A 15,249-nucleotide genomic window follows, 5' to 3' on the forward strand; every position below is an offset into this window, starting at 1 on the left:
CAAAACCGCTAATGGCCCATCTGCTTCAACGCTCATCCTTTCATTCGCATGTCATGGCAGCTTTTTCGCTTGAGCGCGCCTTCAGGCTTAGCCATGCTTCGCCCAAGCCATATCCGGCAGCTGAAAGGAAAATGCTCAAGATTTCACGTGGAAACTCAACTTCCCAAACGCGAAATAGCACAAAGCCCATTCCGCCAAACGCCATGGCCAAGCCGGCAGATACGGTATTCCCTTTAGCCTTAAATAGAGCTGCAAAGACAGGTACAAATAGGCAGCAAACGGAAAGCTCATAGCTTTGAATCAAGAGATCGACGATTTCTCCAAAGTAAAAGGAGCCGCCAACCGCCAATACGCCAATGCCAGCTGTCATCCAGCGCGAGCCTGTGACGCTGCGCAACTTTTGGACCAATGAAAAATCAAAGTCTTGCGTGAGATTGGAGCTGACAGCATTGAGCAGGGAAATGGCAGTGGAAATAATGGCCATCAAGACTGCACACCCTAAAAAGGCCGAGAGGGCCGGCGTCGTCAATGCTTGGGCGACATCCATGAAAACGCTGGATCCTGCAGGCACTTCAATGCCTGCCTGCTTGCCCAATACGCCAAGAAAAACGGGAATAATGCAGATCGCCAGCGTGCAAAAGGCCGCGCAAGCTGCCGCCCGCGTAACGACGCGAGGCGATTGCGCCGCAAAGCAGCGCTGGGCCATGTCCTGTTCAATAACCATGAACAGCAAAGGCATGAGCAGCCAGCCGCTTAGCTTAGAGGCATTGAACTCAAATGCCTCGCCGCTCATTCCCGACTGCAACGTAGAGGCAAAAGAAAAATCACTGGCATATAGCACATAGCCAAATCCAAGGGAAAATATGAGCATGAAAAACAAGGCTTGAATGATATCAATGGAAACGACCGCCTTAAGGCCCCCCATGACGGTATAAATAACGACGACAACCCAGAAGGCAATGAAAAAGGCCGTTTGATCAAATCCCAAACTCACCATAAATTTTTTAGAAGCAATGACTTGCGCAACTAAGATCATGAAAAGCGAAAGAATGGAAAGCAAAGAGGCGATCTGCTTGAGCATGCGTGATTGATAGACCACTTCAAATAATTGCGCGACTGTCGAGACCTGGAATTGGGCCAGTTTTTTGCCGATTCCCATGGCAAGCAGCACAAAACCCAAGCAGGCTCCTAAGGGATAGAAAAGCACTGTCCATCCAAATCGATAGGCCTCTTCAGCCGAACCAAGGACCAGCCCACCTCCGATTTGAGTTGCCACAAAGGTCATGAGGAGCGGGAAGAATTGCACGTCTTTTCCCGCCAAGAAATAATCTTTTTGATTTTGTAAGTTTTTAGATGCCCGTTTGCCTGCCAGAAAGCAGATGATCTGCAAAACAATCAAAATTCCCGTAAATAATGTCATGTTCATCTTTTTATTCCTTCTCTTAGTATAGCCTCTTAGGCAAAACAGCCATACAATGAAAGTTGAAGCTGTTAGAGCTAAGGGCGAATCAGAATGATTTATTTAAATGTAAAAAAATTCAAAAAGGCAAATTAGCAAGAATGGAAAAAATGATGATGACGATGATGGGAAGGAAGAACGCAAAAGAAAGACGTGCAAGAATTGATTTGATCTCTCGGCCGATAGCCGTTTTTATTAGAACAGATAAGTTGCATGTTGAATTCCTTCTTTATAAGTTTTTCACTTCCCCATTCCCGCGCTTAACAGACAAATAAGAGAATAGGAACATGAATGCAACTCATTATAGCAGGCTTTTTCTTGAAAGTCAAATGAATTAAAGAAATTGATAGTTGTCAAGAGCCATGCTAGAGTGAATCATTGGCATGATCCACTCTAAACAGCAAGCAAGCTTTTAAGATTGCTCAAGGGGCAAGCGGGCTGTACGCTTGAGAAGGGCGCACATTGCTAAGATCTTGAGGATTTCTCCTGGAATAAACGGATAAACTCCCATGAGGAGAACATTATTCCAGCCAACAAAAGGAGCTAGCATGAGAACGCCTAAGCTCATCTCCAGGGCACAAGCGACTAAACCAGCGACAAAAAACGCTTGCGTGTTAAACTGTTTCATTCTCTCGGCAAACCATCCCATGCAATAAGCTTGGAGCAAAAAGCCAAGGACATAACCGCCTTTAGGTCCAATAAAGACTAAAGGATCAACTGCCGCACCGGACAAAACGGGCATTCCCATGAGAATCTGGGCGAAATACAGTAAGACGGCCCCAGCTCCTTTACGGCTGCCTAAAGTCGCTCCTATCAATAAAACTGCCAGTGTCTGCAAAGTCAGAGGAACAGGAGTGAACGGCAAATGAATTTTAATTTGGCTACAAAGAGCAATGAAAAGAGACGCTCCAACAACCTGAAGGAGAGAACGCCAGCTTTTAATAAAAGGGGTTGGCTCTGCGGCTGCATGGCCAAAATCAACTGTGATTACCATCGTAACACCTATCAGATTTGTTTAGAAAAACATTCTCCATTGTATGCATATCTTTCTATAGTCGTCAACTATAACTATCTTTATTTAATTTTATTCCTCTATGAAAGAAAGAAAATGCCAGGCTCGAATCTGTGCGAAGAGGGTATCAAAACCCCCTTATCAATTATTTTTCTAATCCAAAAAAAAATTGCCGTCTAATTGCCATGGCCTATTGAAATTAAGAGGCCCGAATAAAGGAGCCATATGATTTAATATGACTCCCTTACCCGGGCCTTCTTTCATTCGAACTAGGACGTCCTGCGCTTTAATACCCTTTAAGAAAAAATCTGATTGATCCCGCTTGCTTCTTACCTATCAAGCGAGTCAGCTCATAGCATCAGAGGACTGCTCGCACAACTCTCAAAGCAGGTAATCAAAGCTATCGAAAACACGCCCAACTTGAGATAACGGGGCTTTTACCAGCTTTTGAATGCGCTCTATATTTGGCCTCCAAACGGACAAACTTAATTTACCGTCTGCAGGCTGTCCGTAAATTCTTTGATTTCTTGAAGGCTGTTCCTGAAATTCTTCCCAGGTGACTTTATCATCTTTCAAGGAATCAACAAGATCACGGCTCTTTTGCTCATTACAGCATAAACTATTAGAAAAGGTTTTTGACCATATCACAGCCGGGAGAAAGCCTTCTTCTATAGGATCTTGATTATAAGCTTCATGAAGTTTCTGTTCGATCTGCTGGCTATTAACCCCTTTCGGCGACAACCCTAGTCCTAAATAGGTGTGGTTGTTTTCATCTAGACACAGGACGTTAAAGCCTCGCGCTTCACCAAAAGGATGCTTGAATACATAGTTGACAATCGAAGCGAAATGGCAAATATCCCCTTTTTTAATCTCACTTTCATTCTTGATGGATACGTGATCAAATAAACCATTTAAAGAAGAATCTTGTTTGAAAGATAAGCAAAATCGCCGTTTCGAATTGGCAGAAAATAAAGCGTCGAATTTTTCCGGAGTGATGAGATCTCGCAAGGCGCGAGCTGCAGCTAGATGACAGATAGTTCCGCAATCTAATAAGCTCATGGTCTCATTAAAGGCATCTAAAGCGCGAGAGGGCTGTATGTTGTCTTTAATTTTAAACGTAAACATCTTCTTTCCTGAAACCGACCTATCCGTGTCTTCTACATACGAGAAGAATTTGAGCGGAGACAACCCATGATAAAAAGCACATTGCTTAACAAGCCATGTTAAACGGTCTTCTTGCTTGAATTTTTTTAATGCCCGATAATAGTCGTAAGGATACCAACAGCCCTTACTCAACACATCTTTAGCTTCAGAAAAATTAAGCGAACCATCCCCCTCTTTGCAAACTTGCTGGCGTTCGTAGCTGTCCTGAGCAATCGCTTGAAAATAAGCGACGAATAAAGAAATAAAATCTGGAGTACCCGTTTGACTTTTTGCCTCTGTTGGAAGCAAAGGCATCAAAGGTGCTGAAGAACTTAAAGCAGATATTGTTGAATTCATAAACACTTCTCTTACAAAATAGAATAAATACAAAACAATTTAACAAATAAATATTTATCAATCAAAATAAAAAAAAACAAACAATCACTAAATATTAGTATAATCATTTATTAATCTAATCAACTAAGCAACTTAGTTATTTGATAAAAAAATTGGATAGAGAAGGATACGGCTAACAATCGATCAATAAAAAGGCCGTTTGAGAGATTGGATTAAAAATGCTAAGATTAATCCTTGAAAACAAGGAATTTAACATCCTCTGAAACTACTTTAAGCCCCGTCACTTGCGTGGTTTGTTCAATCTAGGAGGGCGTTTGCTTATCTATGTTACCTGAGTTTTAATATCTTTCTAAGTCGCTGCTTTTTGCCCTTCTCCCTGGCTTTTTTCCATTCCTATTCTAGATTCGCTCATGGATTCGAGAAGGGAAAAGCGCAGATAAGAGTCTAGACGATTATGCCATCCTTTCAGCCAGCGCTGCTCTTTTCTTTCTGGCGGCGCATTATCAACGCGCTGGGCTAAGATGGCTTGGGCGCTTTGAATGAATTCTTCAATGGCAGTTCTGCCGGAAGCTGTTCCGGACATTTTTTCCAGCACTTGCAAAAGTCCCCATCCTAGCCCGTTATAGCGCTCATGCGTGGACAGGCCTTCCCCTTTAAAGTTGATATAGTCAAGCAACACAAAAAGTCCATGCGAGTGGTGGGCTAAGCGATGGAACTGGTAAGCGATGTGCTCTTGCTGGCCCACTGTAAGATTTTTTAAGAGGGACGGTAAAGCGCGCTGCAGACGCTCCACCATAAATTGCACTTGCAAGTCAATATGATCGATAAGAAGCTGGCGTAGCTCTTCCATGAGAGGGCTTTGCTGGGCTTGCTGAAATTCTTGGCGCGTTTTCCAGGGGCATCCGCGAGCCTCTCGAAGCCAATCAGGCAAATCGACCCCTTGTTGCAGGAAAAAAGCGAGCAAGGAGGGAAACGTTTCTTTAAAGACTCTTTTCTCTCCTTCATCCGGATACCAAATGAAATGGCCGATTCCAAGAGAAGCGAATTCCTCCCCTTCATTCCATGTCGTCAAGCCCGCTCGTTTGCCCGCGCATTCATTGTGCCAAATTTGTTTCCCCATATAGTGCGCTTCTTCAGAGGAAAGATGGATGGAGTGGTCGCAGGGAAAATAGGTGCCAATTGCGGCAATTAAGACAAGCGGGACAAGTCCGCTCCACCAAGCTTTATTCATTTACATTCCATTCATTAAAACATTTTTAGCCGCTTCAAGAGAATAAGCTGTCGTACCGAAAGTACAGACAAGAACAGCAGCAGACTGCAGGAGAACCGCATCAGTTGGATTGCGAACAGCAATCGCAACAGCCTGGGGGCATTTTTTGCATATGTGCTCAAATAATTTTACTTGCTGGGCATGTTTCCAGCAATTATAGGAAAAGAAAAAGCAGAAGTCAGCCTGGCCGGCTATTTTGGTTAGTGCTTGAACTTGTTCGCTTGAAGGATTTAAGTCATCAAAGTAAAGTAATTTTGCCTGCCCTTCCATAGCTGTCCACTGCGTCTGCTCCAGCTCTTCCCGCAAAACAGCAGGCGCAATAACGACAATTGATCGATCTTGCAGATTTAAGGGAAGAGGAAATTGACTGGAAACCACATTGATAGCCGTGCAAGCGATTTTTTCAGCCAATTGATTATGCTGTTCAACCAGCTGATCTAAGCAAGTCCCATCAGGTTGCGGATCAAGCAACCTATAAGCCTGCTTAAGGGCCAAAATACGCTGAACCGATTGATCAAGCCGCTCTTCGGCCAACACTCCTTGCTGGACGGCATTGACCAAGAAGCGGTGAATTTTTAAAATATCTTCGGTGGTCAATTCCAATCCCTGCTGATGGCTCAGCAGTTGCTTTCCTCCCAATAAAATAATATCGTGACCCGCTTGCAGGCTATTCAAAGCCGCTTCTTCTATAGAAGGGCACTGATCCAAAAGCCCTTGCATGACTAAAGAATCGGTTAGGACCACCCCCCTATATCCCCATTCCTTTCTTAACAGACCGTCAATAATGGCAGAAGAAAACGTGGCGCAATGCTCCTGATCTAAAGCAGGGATAAGCAAATGAGCTGTCAAGATGGCTGGCGCTTGATGGCTCAACAGATAAAAAGGAGGCCATTCAGTCTGTTGCAGATCGTGCCGCGATTTATTCAAGATGGGCAGGCTCTCATGCGAGTCGATTTTTACATCTCCATGCCCAGGAAAATGCTTCAGGGTCGCAATAATGCCGGCGCGCGTATAGCCAGCAAGCGCCCTAGCCCCAAATAAAGCGACTTGTTCCGGATCAAAGCTAAAAGCGCGAATGCCGATAATGGGATTAAAGGGATTGCTATTGACATCGACAACGGGAGCTAAATTCATATTGACGCCAACAGTCCTAAGCTCTTGGCCAACTGCATAAGCGCATTCTTCCGCCCAATCAGGCTGATGGGTTTGCCCTAAGGCATAGTTGCCTGGAAAAACCGTAAAGCCTTTTTTTAAACGATTGACAACGCCTCCTTCTTGGTCCACTGCAATAAACAACGGAATTCCCTTTGCCTTTTGCAGGGCAGCTGATTGCAAGCCGGCGCTAAGAGCACTGATTTGTCCGGGAGAATGCAGTCCATTAGCCCATTGATAATAAATGAACCCGCCTACATGAGCCTCTTGAATGAGACGCTCCGAGTCCACGTTGTTGATTTCCCCGTGAAAATGGACAAGAAGCAGCTGACCGACTTTTTCTTCTATTGTCAATTCATCTAAAGAAGGAAACAAACTGCTATTGAGCGGTGAGAAAAAGCAAATCAAGGGAATGACGCTCCATCTTAGGAATAAAAAAGCCAGATCTAAAAAGAAGCCGATCGCGGGACGAAACATAAAAAGCAAATATATAAAGATGAAGAAAAGACGTTTAGAGATTTCTTAAAACTCGCAGTTGCCTCTATTCGAGATAATTTTCTCCCTAGGAAAAGAACTCGAATCCAGGCTCTTAGAGGGTGTCTTTATAGCAAATCTCGCATTTCAGGAAAATAAAGATGAGAATAAAGATCTTAAATACCTGAATTTGGAGTTTTTTTGCTCTTTAGACTGCGTCAAAGCCTCAGGGATAAACAATTGGCAAGCGCTTTCACATCAGTCCAAAGGGATAAAAAAACTCCAAACCCGGATTAAATAGAAGAAATTCTTACTTGACCCTATCAATTGAAAAACCACTCTTGAATTTACTTCGGTAGAGAGTTTGAAAGCCCTATTGCTTATAGATTAGGGGCGGATTGCTGAGCCACCCACTCTGACCAAGAAAGACGGAAATCCGGAACTTGCCGGCAATAGGTATAAAAATCCCTGACGAACCTTAATCGTTCTACAGCCGGTTCCTGTTTATAGCTGTCTGGCTTGCTAAGGTCAAAAAGATCCGATCCCCTTAAAGCTTTCTGTCTATCCAAAATATCCTCGAACCGCACCTTCGTGGCATTTAACATCATATCATACAAAGCCATAAAAGTCGTTGTCCGCCCCTTGCCCCCTTTGCAATGAAAATGAATCCAACTATTGGAAGGAAGCGCCTTGACCAAGGCAATAAATTGATCGACGGCTTGGTCGGAAGGCCGATGATGATCGGTCACCGGCAACCGTATATAGGTAAATCCAAATGATTCGATCAATTCCCTCTCAGTTTTTACTTCTTTTACTTCAACTTGATAGGACTTTCCATGTGGATCAATAAGAATCGTGCCGGATTGAAGGGCTAGCTGCAGCCGTCTTTGCTCATCGGCCTCCACTTCCTCCAAGGATTTTCCCTTATTTCCGTAGTTCGCTTTTCCATCTGTCCAGCTTACGGCCAATCCATTGATCAACCCATGCGATTCTTCTCTTAAATCCAAGACAACGAGATGGGAAGTCGGCACTTGGCAAACTAAGGATAAAAAACTTTCCTCTGAAAACTGCGCGCTTCCCGATGCCTGCAGACCAGTCAATCCCTCTAAACTAATTGACTCGGATTGCTGAACAAGAGAATCAGCCTCTGCCATTGTTCGCCATTTCGACGGCAAAGCTTCCGAAAGACGAGGATCAAAGATCGGATACAAGCTGGGATGAGACGGACAAAGAAAAGATTGGCCGATCAGATAGGAAGAGAGAGCCAAAATAATAGTAAAAATAAATGATTTCATAGATGGTAATTAATATTATTTAAAGAGGATTTATTTTAATAATAAAGTCGTATTATAACAAAATAATTTTTTAAAGTAATGTAAATTATTTATTAAGAAATATTTTTAATAAATTCAAAATTGATTCAGTTTAGCCTAAATAACGCGAACGACAGCCAGACCATCTAAGCGGCCACTCGGTCCGACAAGCGTGGGAATGACGACTGATTCCAAGCGAGGATGACGCGCCAAATAATCATTGAACGCGTAAATGACCTCAGCCTCTTGATGGCTAGGATAACCGACCTTGGGTCCTTTAGGAATCAGATTATCGATTAAGATAAGAGAGCCTGGCCGTGAAACATGCAAGGCCCAATCCAAGTATAAGGCATTATTTTCCTTATCTGCATCTATGAAGATTAAGTCGAAAGCGGAAAGATTCTCAGCTGCCAGCTGGGCGAGCTGGTCGACCGCATGTCCTAGCCTGATTTCTACGCAGTGAGCAAGGCCGGCTTGGACAAGATGATCTTGGGCTATTTGTGCATAGAAGGGATTGATCTCCAAAGACAATAATTTCCCTTGGGGAGGCAGCGCCCGGGCTAGGCAAACGGTGCTATAGCCGCCAAGAACGCCAATTTCCAAAATGCGTTCTGCCGCTTGGATCTTGGCCATCAAGTAGAGGAATCTGCCTAAATAAATGGGAATTTGAATTTCAGGAAGCCCTTTTTCTAGGGAATGCGTGCGGATAGCGTGCAAAAATTCATCTTCTTGCCCAAAGCGTCGGTCCAGATAATCTTTGATTTCATGGGTAGGAGGAAGAGACTCGTTCATAGAATTATTTGGCAACGGGGACAAAGCGGACTTCAAAAATCAAGGGCCAATATTTGCCTGTAATAAAAAAAGTTTGCGTAGCTTCGTGATAAGCAATCCCATTTAAGACAGCTTCCTTTCCCAACGCTTTCCGTTCTTTGGCAGACAAGAGGCCGGATGCATCAATCACAGCTGTGACCTTACCGGATGTTTTATCGATTCGAATAATATAATTTGTTCTCCATACATTAGCATAAATATCATTTCCCACACAGACCAAATCGTTTAGGCGAGAAATTGTTTGCCCTTTGAAGGAGACATTAAGCGTTTTTTGCACAGCCAAAGTCGAGGGATCTCGTTGTAGAATTTGGCTCGAGCCGTTGGTCATCAAAAGCGACTGCCCATCCGTGCACAGCCCCCATCCTTCTCCTTCATAAGCCAGTTGATATAAAAGAGCTAAAGGCTTAGGTTGATAAACTAAAGAGACTTCTTCTTTCCATGTCAATTGAATCAAACGTCCCTGCCAGTAAGTCACGCCTTCGCCGAATTGATCTTCCGGCAGCAGGATCTGGTCGAGAATTTCTCCCGTTTTTAAATTCAAGCGCCTTAGGCTAGACTTGCCATACAGGCCCGTGCTCTCATAAAGATCCTCTTGATCAATGAGAAGCCCTTGAGTAAAAGCAGACGGATCATGAGGCAGCGTAGAGATCACTTCGGGAACTAAATGATCAACTTTTTCCCCGAAAAGCGGAGTCAGGCTTATGTGTATCAACCAGGCAACAAGGAGTACCAACCACCCGGCCCATAGAATGCTCCGCTTCCTCATCGCAAGCCCAAGCCCCTCTATTCTTTAATCTGATAATAAATTTGCGTAGTCCCTTGTTTTTGTTCAATAGATTTAATGCTTATTTCTCCAATTTCCCCCGTTCGCGAAACAATTGTTCCTCCATCTGCAACGCTTCCTACGCCTTCCAAGTGCAAAGCACGCAAGGGTTTATTTTTAGGCAGCCCCGGCTGCAGATAGATGGCCTCTTCTTGAAGGTTTTCTAAAGATTTAAAGGACCAAGTAAAACGCAAATTGCGCTTAACCAATTCATTAGCGGCAGCTTCCAATTCTTCTTTAATATCCCCTGCTAAAATACCCTGATAGAGAATCGAGGGCTTCTTACCATGATCGCCTTTTAAAGGATAAAGCGGATGAGGACAATAGCCCATTTGGTGCAAAGCAAAATCAATCACATGTCCGGCTGAATGAATGCGCATGTGTTTAAAGCGCCTGGTCCAATCCAGGCGTTGGATCACGCGTTCTCCCTCTTTCGGCTCCCTCATCGATTGAAGGAAATGAACAGGCCGCCCTTCCTTCATCAAAACTTGGTAAACAAACGCCTTCTCTCCATCAGCAAAAAGAAACTCCCCCTGATCCGTTGGCTGTCCGCCCCCTATGGGATAAAAAATCGTCTGATTGCAAATAACCTTCCAGCGCCCTCCCTCTTCTAATGCCACCTCCAGCAAGACCGCTTCCCCCTCTTGCAAATAGGGATCTGTTAAATAGAGAAGCTCTGTCATAAAAAAATGTCCTTTTCAATTGAGCGATCCAAATTTATACATATTGTATATTTTTTACAATCAATATAAACTTTAACTATTTTACACCTCGATAGACTGTTTTATTGCGGAAGGCAACGGGCTCATGAGGCCATATTGCGCCAGCTCCTTTTCTCGCCTTTTATATAAAAAGTCGCTTTGCTCCTTAGTCAATAGCGGATCTTCCAAGCAAGGCCGGTAGATTTTTTCAATGATTTCTCCTGCCGCCTTCTGATAGCTTTGTCTGATTAAAAGAGTCAAGGCGCATGCGGTTATTCCCAATCCTTCCCATATATACCCGACAGAGTGGCCTGTATTGGAGTATAGTTGAGTAGCTTCATTGGCCACTGCCGTATCGGAAGAAAAGATATCGTTTGGATTTTCAAGACGAAAAGGATTCAAGCAAGCCATTGCGCTTAAAACGAGAGGATATAAAAATAAAATGGAAATGCCGACTAAAGAGGCTTTTCCCATCGTTGTCAAAGGCTGATTTCTTAACTCTTTCAACAATCCTTTTAATACGAGCGGGGCCAAGCGCTTCAGAGTCAGTTTTCGCGCTTTTCTTTCGTTAATTTTTATGAGCGTAGGCTGCAGGTCCTGTTCAATTTGAAATTTAGCCAACGTGCGCGTGCGTGCGTCCGCCGTCGGTCGAATATCTATGCACACATCTTTTGTCTCACTATTCACAGATTCTGAGATGCCTTCTTCCTTTTGATTCATTTCAAAAACGGAAGACGAAGAAAGAGATAAAGTTGTCATAAAAAAACCTTGTTTAATTGCGATTTGTGTAACCAAGGCTACATGTATCCACAGTTACATGTCAAGCTAACGACTTAAAGGTTTTACAATTAGGTAAATACGAATATCAAAACGGGAGGGAGGAATAGAGACAATGCGCAATTTTTGGATTTTTAGATTGGATTTCAGTTAAAAAAAGCATAAAATGAACAGCTTTTAAGTGAGTTCCATCCTGTTTGATAAAGGACAAAAAATGACTTCGGAAACAGTCTCCGGCAGCCAAAGAGCGGCGCATTTTAAAGAAACAAGACTCCAGCGTTTAACCGAGGTAGTAGAAGACTATACGGAATTAATTGGAGATTTGATTCAGGCAAAAGGCCATGCGCGCGTATGCGATATTGCTAGAGAAATGGGTATTTCGCATGTCAGTGTCGTGAAAACGCTTAAAAAGCTCATGCGGGACGGGTATATCCTTAAAGAGGAGCATCATATTTATTTAACGCCTAAAGGACAAGAAATGGCCGCTTTTTCAAAAAGGAAGCATCTCATCCTTTTTGAGTTTTTAATCAAATTAGGCGTACCGGAAAGCATTGCGGCAATAGATGTGGAAGGAATCGAGCATCACATCAGTGCGACAACCTTGAGCGCAATCGAGGCTCATCTGCAGACCTTGCAATAAGACATGTCAAATTAAAGCAGCTCGATTATACAACTTTGAGAACTTAACCAATTTGGCGAGCAGGCTCATCGATGATTTGCGTCCATTTCACATTTCCCCAGCAAACCCCGGCAGAATAGAGTGTGCCCAGAACAGGAATCGCCCGGATAATTCCAATGAGCATATATAACGTATGAAGCTCAAACTGATAACCGGGAAGGGACAAAATGCGCTTTTCAATCTTTTTCAGTTCAGCGGGAGCATTGAGAGCTTGTGCTCTTTCTTCATATAGGGCGGACGAGTTTTTCCAAGTTAAAGTAAAGAGGGCTCGCGCTAAATCATAAATCGCTTTGACAGAATTGGATAAAATAGTCGCCACTCCGACAACCTGTTGAATGCCAGGGAATATGCAAACAAAATCTGTAGATATTCTCATTCTTACCTTTAATTGAATGATGAGGAGCGGTTTTTATCGTTTCTTAATTGCTCTTTAGCCGGCTCTAAACCGCATGGATCCTTTAAGAGGGTGTATTAAAACCCATAACAATCGATATTTGAAGGTATTTTCTCCTATCGCTTCCTAGGGGAAAAGAACGCGAATCTAGGTCATTAGCGGCTTTAAGGCATCCTCTAAGGCAAAAAGCGGTATTGCTTCATCAAGTTAAGCGTTTTATCCCGGTTCATTCTCATGACCTTGGCCACTTCCTTTTCCGCCTCTGTTTCGGGCTCTTTTTTCCCTCTGCCCAACTCCGCTAAATAGTGTTGGTTGTGCTGATAGGCGGCACGGATTAGATAGGCTTGCCTGCCTAATTGGATTGTCTGAAGCAAACTGTCATCCCCCTGCTCGCTTGCCAGCTGTTCCAAACGGTCGAACTTTTGCAGGTTTAAAGCAGCCTCTTCCGCCTCTTTATCGGCATCGGTTAGTTTTTTACCGGAATTTTCTATTCCTTGGACTTGGACGATAAGTCTTTTGAAATGGTATTCAAGGGCCACCTCTTGGCACTGCTTGAGAAGCGGCGAAGAAGCGGGTTCTTTTGAATAAATAAGCTTGTTGTTAAGGAAAATTAGGGCTTGCTTTTGTTCAGGAGAAAGCGTCGGTGCTGCCAAGTAAGCTTCAATAATTTTAGCAACGGGATCTTGAGGATAGGCTTTAGCAATTTCTAATAATTTCTGGTTGGTCTCTTTTTTTATATTCTCTGATTGCTCTTTAAAAAGATTCGCTTGTTTTTCGAGATCTTTCTCTGAGCCATATTGTTCAAGGGCCTGTTCCGCTTGCTGCTTGAGCGCTTGCCAAGCGCCCTCTTGCTTGCGCTGCTGATAAGTCTCGTCTATCTGCTTAAGAATGCTTGCATAGCGCCCTGATTGATAGCCTTTTTCAATACCTTCCACCCACTGCTGGCCAATCGCCCAGTCTTGAGCATGCGCTTGAGCAGCTACATAAAACGGCAGGGAGGCAGCAGACAAAGCGCTAGCCAAGCCAATCATGAATAAATAAGATTTAATGCGCATTATTTCCTCTTCATTATACAGTTAAGAAGGAGAAGGACTCTATTGGAATCATGTATTATAGAAGAGGATTTTCTTCCTGTCAATCGATCCGACTGAGCAGAAAGAACGCAACACTCAATTTAATATAAGCGACGTTGGAGCTGGCGCCACTTAGCAAACACTTCTTCGCATGGTCTCGAAGACTCAGATTCAAATTCAACTTTAACATCCCGCTCATTCATTGGAAGCTGCAGCTGTTCGTAAAAAAAGGCGTCGTCAAAACCATAATCCGCTGCACAATCCCGCTTCACTCCGACATAGACTTTTTTGATGCGGGCCCAATAGATAGCAGCCAAGCACATAGGGCAAGGCTCTGCCGTTGTATAAAGCACGCAGTCAGATAAAATATGGGTGCCCAATTTACGGCTCGCTTCGCGAATGCAATTCATTTCCGCATGGCAAGTCGGATCGTGATCCTTCAAAACGGTATTATGCGTAATTGCCAGGATGTTTCCTGTCTTGTCAACGATGCAAGCGCCGAATGGGCCTCCCTCATCTTTCTCTATTCCTTGGTGGGCGCTCTTGACTGCTAAATCCATATAGTGGGACATGACTTTTCCTAATGTTAAAGTGATCAATAATTTTATATCATTTGCATGGTTTTAGATGACCTAAAATTTAACCTATGCATGATATAAAAAAACAATTGAGCGAAGAAAAGTATGAAAGCTTGGATTTTAGGGTTAGCCACCACAGTTCCTCCTTATCAGTACAGTCAAGAAGAGGCAGCGGAGAAATTTATCCACATTCTTTCCCCTCCAGAAGACAAGGAACAATTTATCAGAAAGATGTATCAAAACTCGGCCATTCAGACGCGCCATTCTGTCGTCAATGATTTTAAAAAGGAAAGGGAGGGGTGGCATTTCTGGGGAAGCGATTATCCTAAAAATGCGCCCGGCATGTCGGAGCGCAACGAGATGTATAAAAAAGAGGCGCCTAAGCTCGCTTGCGAAGCCGCTAAAAAAGCGTTGCAAAGCTGGGGCGGCGATCCCTCCCTTATCACGCATGTCATTTCCGTCTCTTGCACGGGCGTTGTTGCTCCGGGAATTGAATTCGACTTAATCCGCTTAGTAGGCTTAAAGCCTACAGTCAATCGATTGGGAATCAATTTCATGGGATGCTTTGGAGCCTTCAAAGGGCTATCCGTCGCCCAGGCCTTTGCCAAGGAAAATCCGGCCCATCGCATCCTTGTTGTCTGCACGGAGCTCTGTTCCCTTCATTTGCAATCTGATCTTGACTTGGAAACATTGACCGCCAATGCCTTATTTGCCGATGGAGCGGCAGCGGCCGTCATTGGAATCCATCCCCATCCACAAGAGACGCCTTTATGGGAAATCGTCAATACGCACTCAATGGGACTGGAAAAATCTTTAGACAAGATGTCTTGGGAAGCAAGCGACCAAGGATTCCTCATCCGCCTATCCCATACAGTTCCCGTCTTAATCGGCAAATCGATTAAGGCTTTTGTTCAGGAGCTTCTTCCTTCCGATCTTAATTATTATACCTGCGACTGGGCCATCCATCCTGGAGGAAAATCCATTTTACAAGCCGTTGAGAAAGCTATGCAGCTTAATGAGGATCAAACGCGCGCATCGTGGGAGATATTGGCCGATTACGGGAACATGTCAAGCGCAACTTTTCTATTCATCTTGGAGCGCTTGATTGCGCAGCCAAAACAGAAGCCTTGGTCGGTTGGCTTGGCTTTTGGCCCGGGCTTGTCCATTGAAGGCATGCTCTTGCGTCGGCCGATTGAGCGAGAATAAACAAAAG

The 15,249-nt window shown here is 43.9% G+C and carries 16 protein-coding genes; 2 read left to right on the forward strand and 14 right to left on the reverse strand.

The genetic code is table 11. The features are described 5' to 3' along the window. Positions 1-40: 40 nt before the first annotated feature. The 11 genes from BN3769_RS12940 to BN3769_RS12995 form a co-directional block, all read right to left on the reverse strand. A complete protein-coding gene (locus tag BN3769_RS12940; RefSeq protein ID WP_068471254.1) occupies positions 41-1,426 on the reverse strand; it encodes a sodium:solute symporter family protein in 1,386 nt (461 codons plus the stop codon). Between the two features lie 125 nt (positions 1,427-1,551). Then, positions 1,552-1,674, reverse strand: a complete 123-nt coding sequence (locus tag BN3769_RS15160; protein WP_255354204.1) for a hypothetical protein — start codon at positions 1,672-1,674, stop codon at positions 1,552-1,554. A 197-nt stretch (positions 1,675-1,871) separates the two neighbouring features. Next, positions 1,872-2,453: a biotin transporter BioY gene (locus BN3769_RS12950; protein WP_068471256.1), complete on the reverse strand. Its 582-nt coding sequence runs from the start codon at positions 2,451-2,453 to the stop codon at positions 1,872-1,874. Between the two features lie 399 nt (positions 2,454-2,852). After that, a complete protein-coding gene (locus BN3769_RS12955) occupies positions 2,853-3,971 on the reverse strand; it encodes a hypothetical protein (protein WP_068471257.1) in 1,119 nt (372 codons plus the stop codon). A 349-nt stretch (positions 3,972-4,320) separates the two neighbouring features. Then, positions 4,321-5,202 (reverse strand): hypothetical protein, encoded by an 882-nt coding sequence (locus BN3769_RS12960; RefSeq protein ID WP_154017924.1) that lies wholly within the window; start codon positions 5,200-5,202, stop codon positions 4,321-4,323. After that, entirely contained in the window at positions 5,203-6,870 is a 1,668-nt protein-coding gene (locus BN3769_RS12965; RefSeq protein WP_154017925.1) for a glycoside hydrolase family 3 protein, read from the reverse strand. A gap of 377 nt (positions 6,871-7,247) precedes the next feature. Further along, positions 7,248-8,162: a phosphatase domain-containing putative toxin gene (locus BN3769_RS12975; protein ID WP_068471260.1), complete on the reverse strand. Its 915-nt coding sequence runs from the start codon at positions 8,160-8,162 to the stop codon at positions 7,248-7,250. 135 nt (positions 8,163-8,297) lie between these two features. Further along, a complete protein-coding gene (locus tag BN3769_RS12980) occupies positions 8,298-8,972 on the reverse strand; it encodes an O-methyltransferase (RefSeq protein WP_068471261.1) in 675 nt (224 codons plus the stop codon). A gap of 4 nt (positions 8,973-8,976) precedes the next feature. Further along, complete coding sequence (locus tag BN3769_RS12985) at positions 8,977-9,777, reverse strand: glutaminyl-peptide cyclotransferase (RefSeq protein ID WP_079989566.1); 801 nt, start codon at positions 9,775-9,777, stop codon at positions 8,977-8,979. Positions 9,778-9,794: 17 nt separating this feature from the next. Next, positions 9,795-10,517 (reverse strand): alanine--tRNA ligase-related protein, encoded by a 723-nt coding sequence (locus tag BN3769_RS12990; RefSeq protein WP_068471262.1) that lies wholly within the window; start codon positions 10,515-10,517, stop codon positions 9,795-9,797. A gap of 81 nt (positions 10,518-10,598) precedes the next feature. After that, positions 10,599-11,294, reverse strand: a complete 696-nt coding sequence (locus tag BN3769_RS12995; RefSeq protein WP_068471263.1) for a hypothetical protein — start codon at positions 11,292-11,294, stop codon at positions 10,599-10,601. Positions 11,295-11,526: 232 nt separating this feature from the next. Between BN3769_RS12995 and BN3769_RS13000 the strand changes: the two genes are divergently transcribed. Continuing rightward, positions 11,527-11,952 carry an iron dependent repressor, metal binding and dimerization domain protein gene (locus BN3769_RS13000; RefSeq protein WP_068471264.1) on the forward strand — a complete coding sequence of 142 codons (426 nt, stop codon included), beginning with the start codon at positions 11,527-11,529 and terminating at the stop codon, positions 11,950-11,952. 43 nt (positions 11,953-11,995) lie between these two features. Here the strand turns inward: BN3769_RS13000 and BN3769_RS13005 are convergent, their stop codons facing one another. From BN3769_RS13005 to BN3769_RS13015, 3 genes are all read right to left on the reverse strand, one after another. Beyond that, positions 11,996-12,367, reverse strand: coding sequence for a hypothetical protein (locus BN3769_RS13005; RefSeq protein ID WP_068471265.1), 372 nt, complete (start codon positions 12,365-12,367; stop codon positions 11,996-11,998). Positions 12,368-12,561: 194 nt separating this feature from the next. Next, positions 12,562-13,440 (reverse strand): hypothetical protein, encoded by an 879-nt coding sequence (locus BN3769_RS13010; protein WP_068471266.1) that lies wholly within the window; start codon positions 13,438-13,440, stop codon positions 12,562-12,564. Positions 13,441-13,559: 119 nt separating this feature from the next. Beyond that, positions 13,560-14,030: a nucleoside deaminase gene (locus BN3769_RS13015; RefSeq protein WP_068471267.1), complete on the reverse strand. Its 471-nt coding sequence runs from the start codon at positions 14,028-14,030 to the stop codon at positions 13,560-13,562. A 111-nt stretch (positions 14,031-14,141) separates the two neighbouring features. Here BN3769_RS13015 and BN3769_RS13020 point away from each other — a divergent pair, with 111 nt between their 5' ends. Next, the gene (locus tag BN3769_RS13020) at positions 14,142-15,242 is read left to right on the forward strand and encodes a type III polyketide synthase (protein ID WP_068471268.1); all 1,101 of its coding nucleotides are present in this window, start codon (positions 14,142-14,144) and stop codon (positions 15,240-15,242) included. The last annotated feature ends 7 nt before the right edge of the window (positions 15,243-15,249 follow it).

It is taken from the genome of Candidatus Protochlamydia phocaeensis, assembly GCF_001545115.1.
Lineage (GTDB): Bacteria > Chlamydiota > Chlamydiia > Chlamydiales > Parachlamydiaceae > Protochlamydia_A > Protochlamydia_A phocaeensis.

Excerpts from the sequence above, each read along its gene's own strand:
- BN3769_RS12940 (WP_068471254.1), bottom strand. The coding sequence starts at position 1,426 with ATGAACATGACATTATTTACGGGAATTTTGATTGTTTTGCAGATCATC.
- BN3769_RS15160 (WP_255354204.1), bottom strand. The coding sequence starts at position 1,674 with ATGCAACTTATCTGTTCTAATAAAAACGGCTATCGGCCGAGAGATCAA.
- BN3769_RS12950 (WP_068471256.1), bottom strand. The coding sequence starts at position 2,453 with ATGGTAATCACAGTTGATTTTGGCCATGCAGCCGCAGAGCCAACCCCT.
- BN3769_RS12955 (WP_068471257.1), bottom strand. The coding sequence starts at position 3,971 with ATGAATTCAACAATATCTGCTTTAAGTTCTTCAGCACCTTTGATGCCT.
- BN3769_RS12960 (WP_154017924.1), bottom strand. The coding sequence starts at position 5,202 with ATGAATAAAGCTTGGTGGAGCGGACTTGTCCCGCTTGTCTTAATTGCC.
- BN3769_RS12965 (WP_154017925.1), bottom strand. The coding sequence starts at position 6,870 with ATGTTTCGTCCCGCGATCGGCTTCTTTTTAGATCTGGCTTTTTTATTC.
- BN3769_RS12975 (WP_068471260.1), bottom strand. The coding sequence starts at position 8,162 with ATGAAATCATTTATTTTTACTATTATTTTGGCTCTCTCTTCCTATCTG.
- BN3769_RS12980 (WP_068471261.1), bottom strand. The coding sequence starts at position 8,972 with ATGAACGAGTCTCTTCCTCCTACCCATGAAATCAAAGATTATCTGGAC.
- BN3769_RS12985 (WP_079989566.1), bottom strand. The coding sequence starts at position 9,777 with ATGAGGAAGCGGAGCATTCTATGGGCCGGGTGGTTGGTACTCCTTGTT.
- BN3769_RS12990 (WP_068471262.1), bottom strand. The coding sequence starts at position 10,517 with ATGACAGAGCTTCTCTATTTAACAGATCCCTATTTGCAAGAGGGGGAA.
- BN3769_RS12995 (WP_068471263.1), bottom strand. The coding sequence starts at position 11,294 with ATGACAACTTTATCTCTTTCTTCGTCTTCCGTTTTTGAAATGAATCAA.
- BN3769_RS13000 (WP_068471264.1), top strand. The coding sequence starts at position 11,527 with ATGACTTCGGAAACAGTCTCCGGCAGCCAAAGAGCGGCGCATTTTAAA.
- BN3769_RS13005 (WP_068471265.1), bottom strand. The coding sequence starts at position 12,367 with ATGAGAATATCTACAGATTTTGTTTGCATATTCCCTGGCATTCAACAG.
- BN3769_RS13010 (WP_068471266.1), bottom strand. The coding sequence starts at position 13,440 with ATGCGCATTAAATCTTATTTATTCATGATTGGCTTGGCTAGCGCTTTG.
- BN3769_RS13015 (WP_068471267.1), bottom strand. The coding sequence starts at position 14,030 with ATGTCCCACTATATGGATTTAGCAGTCAAGAGCGCCCACCAAGGAATA.
- BN3769_RS13020 (WP_068471268.1), top strand. The coding sequence starts at position 14,142 with ATGAAAGCTTGGATTTTAGGGTTAGCCACCACAGTTCCTCCTTATCAG.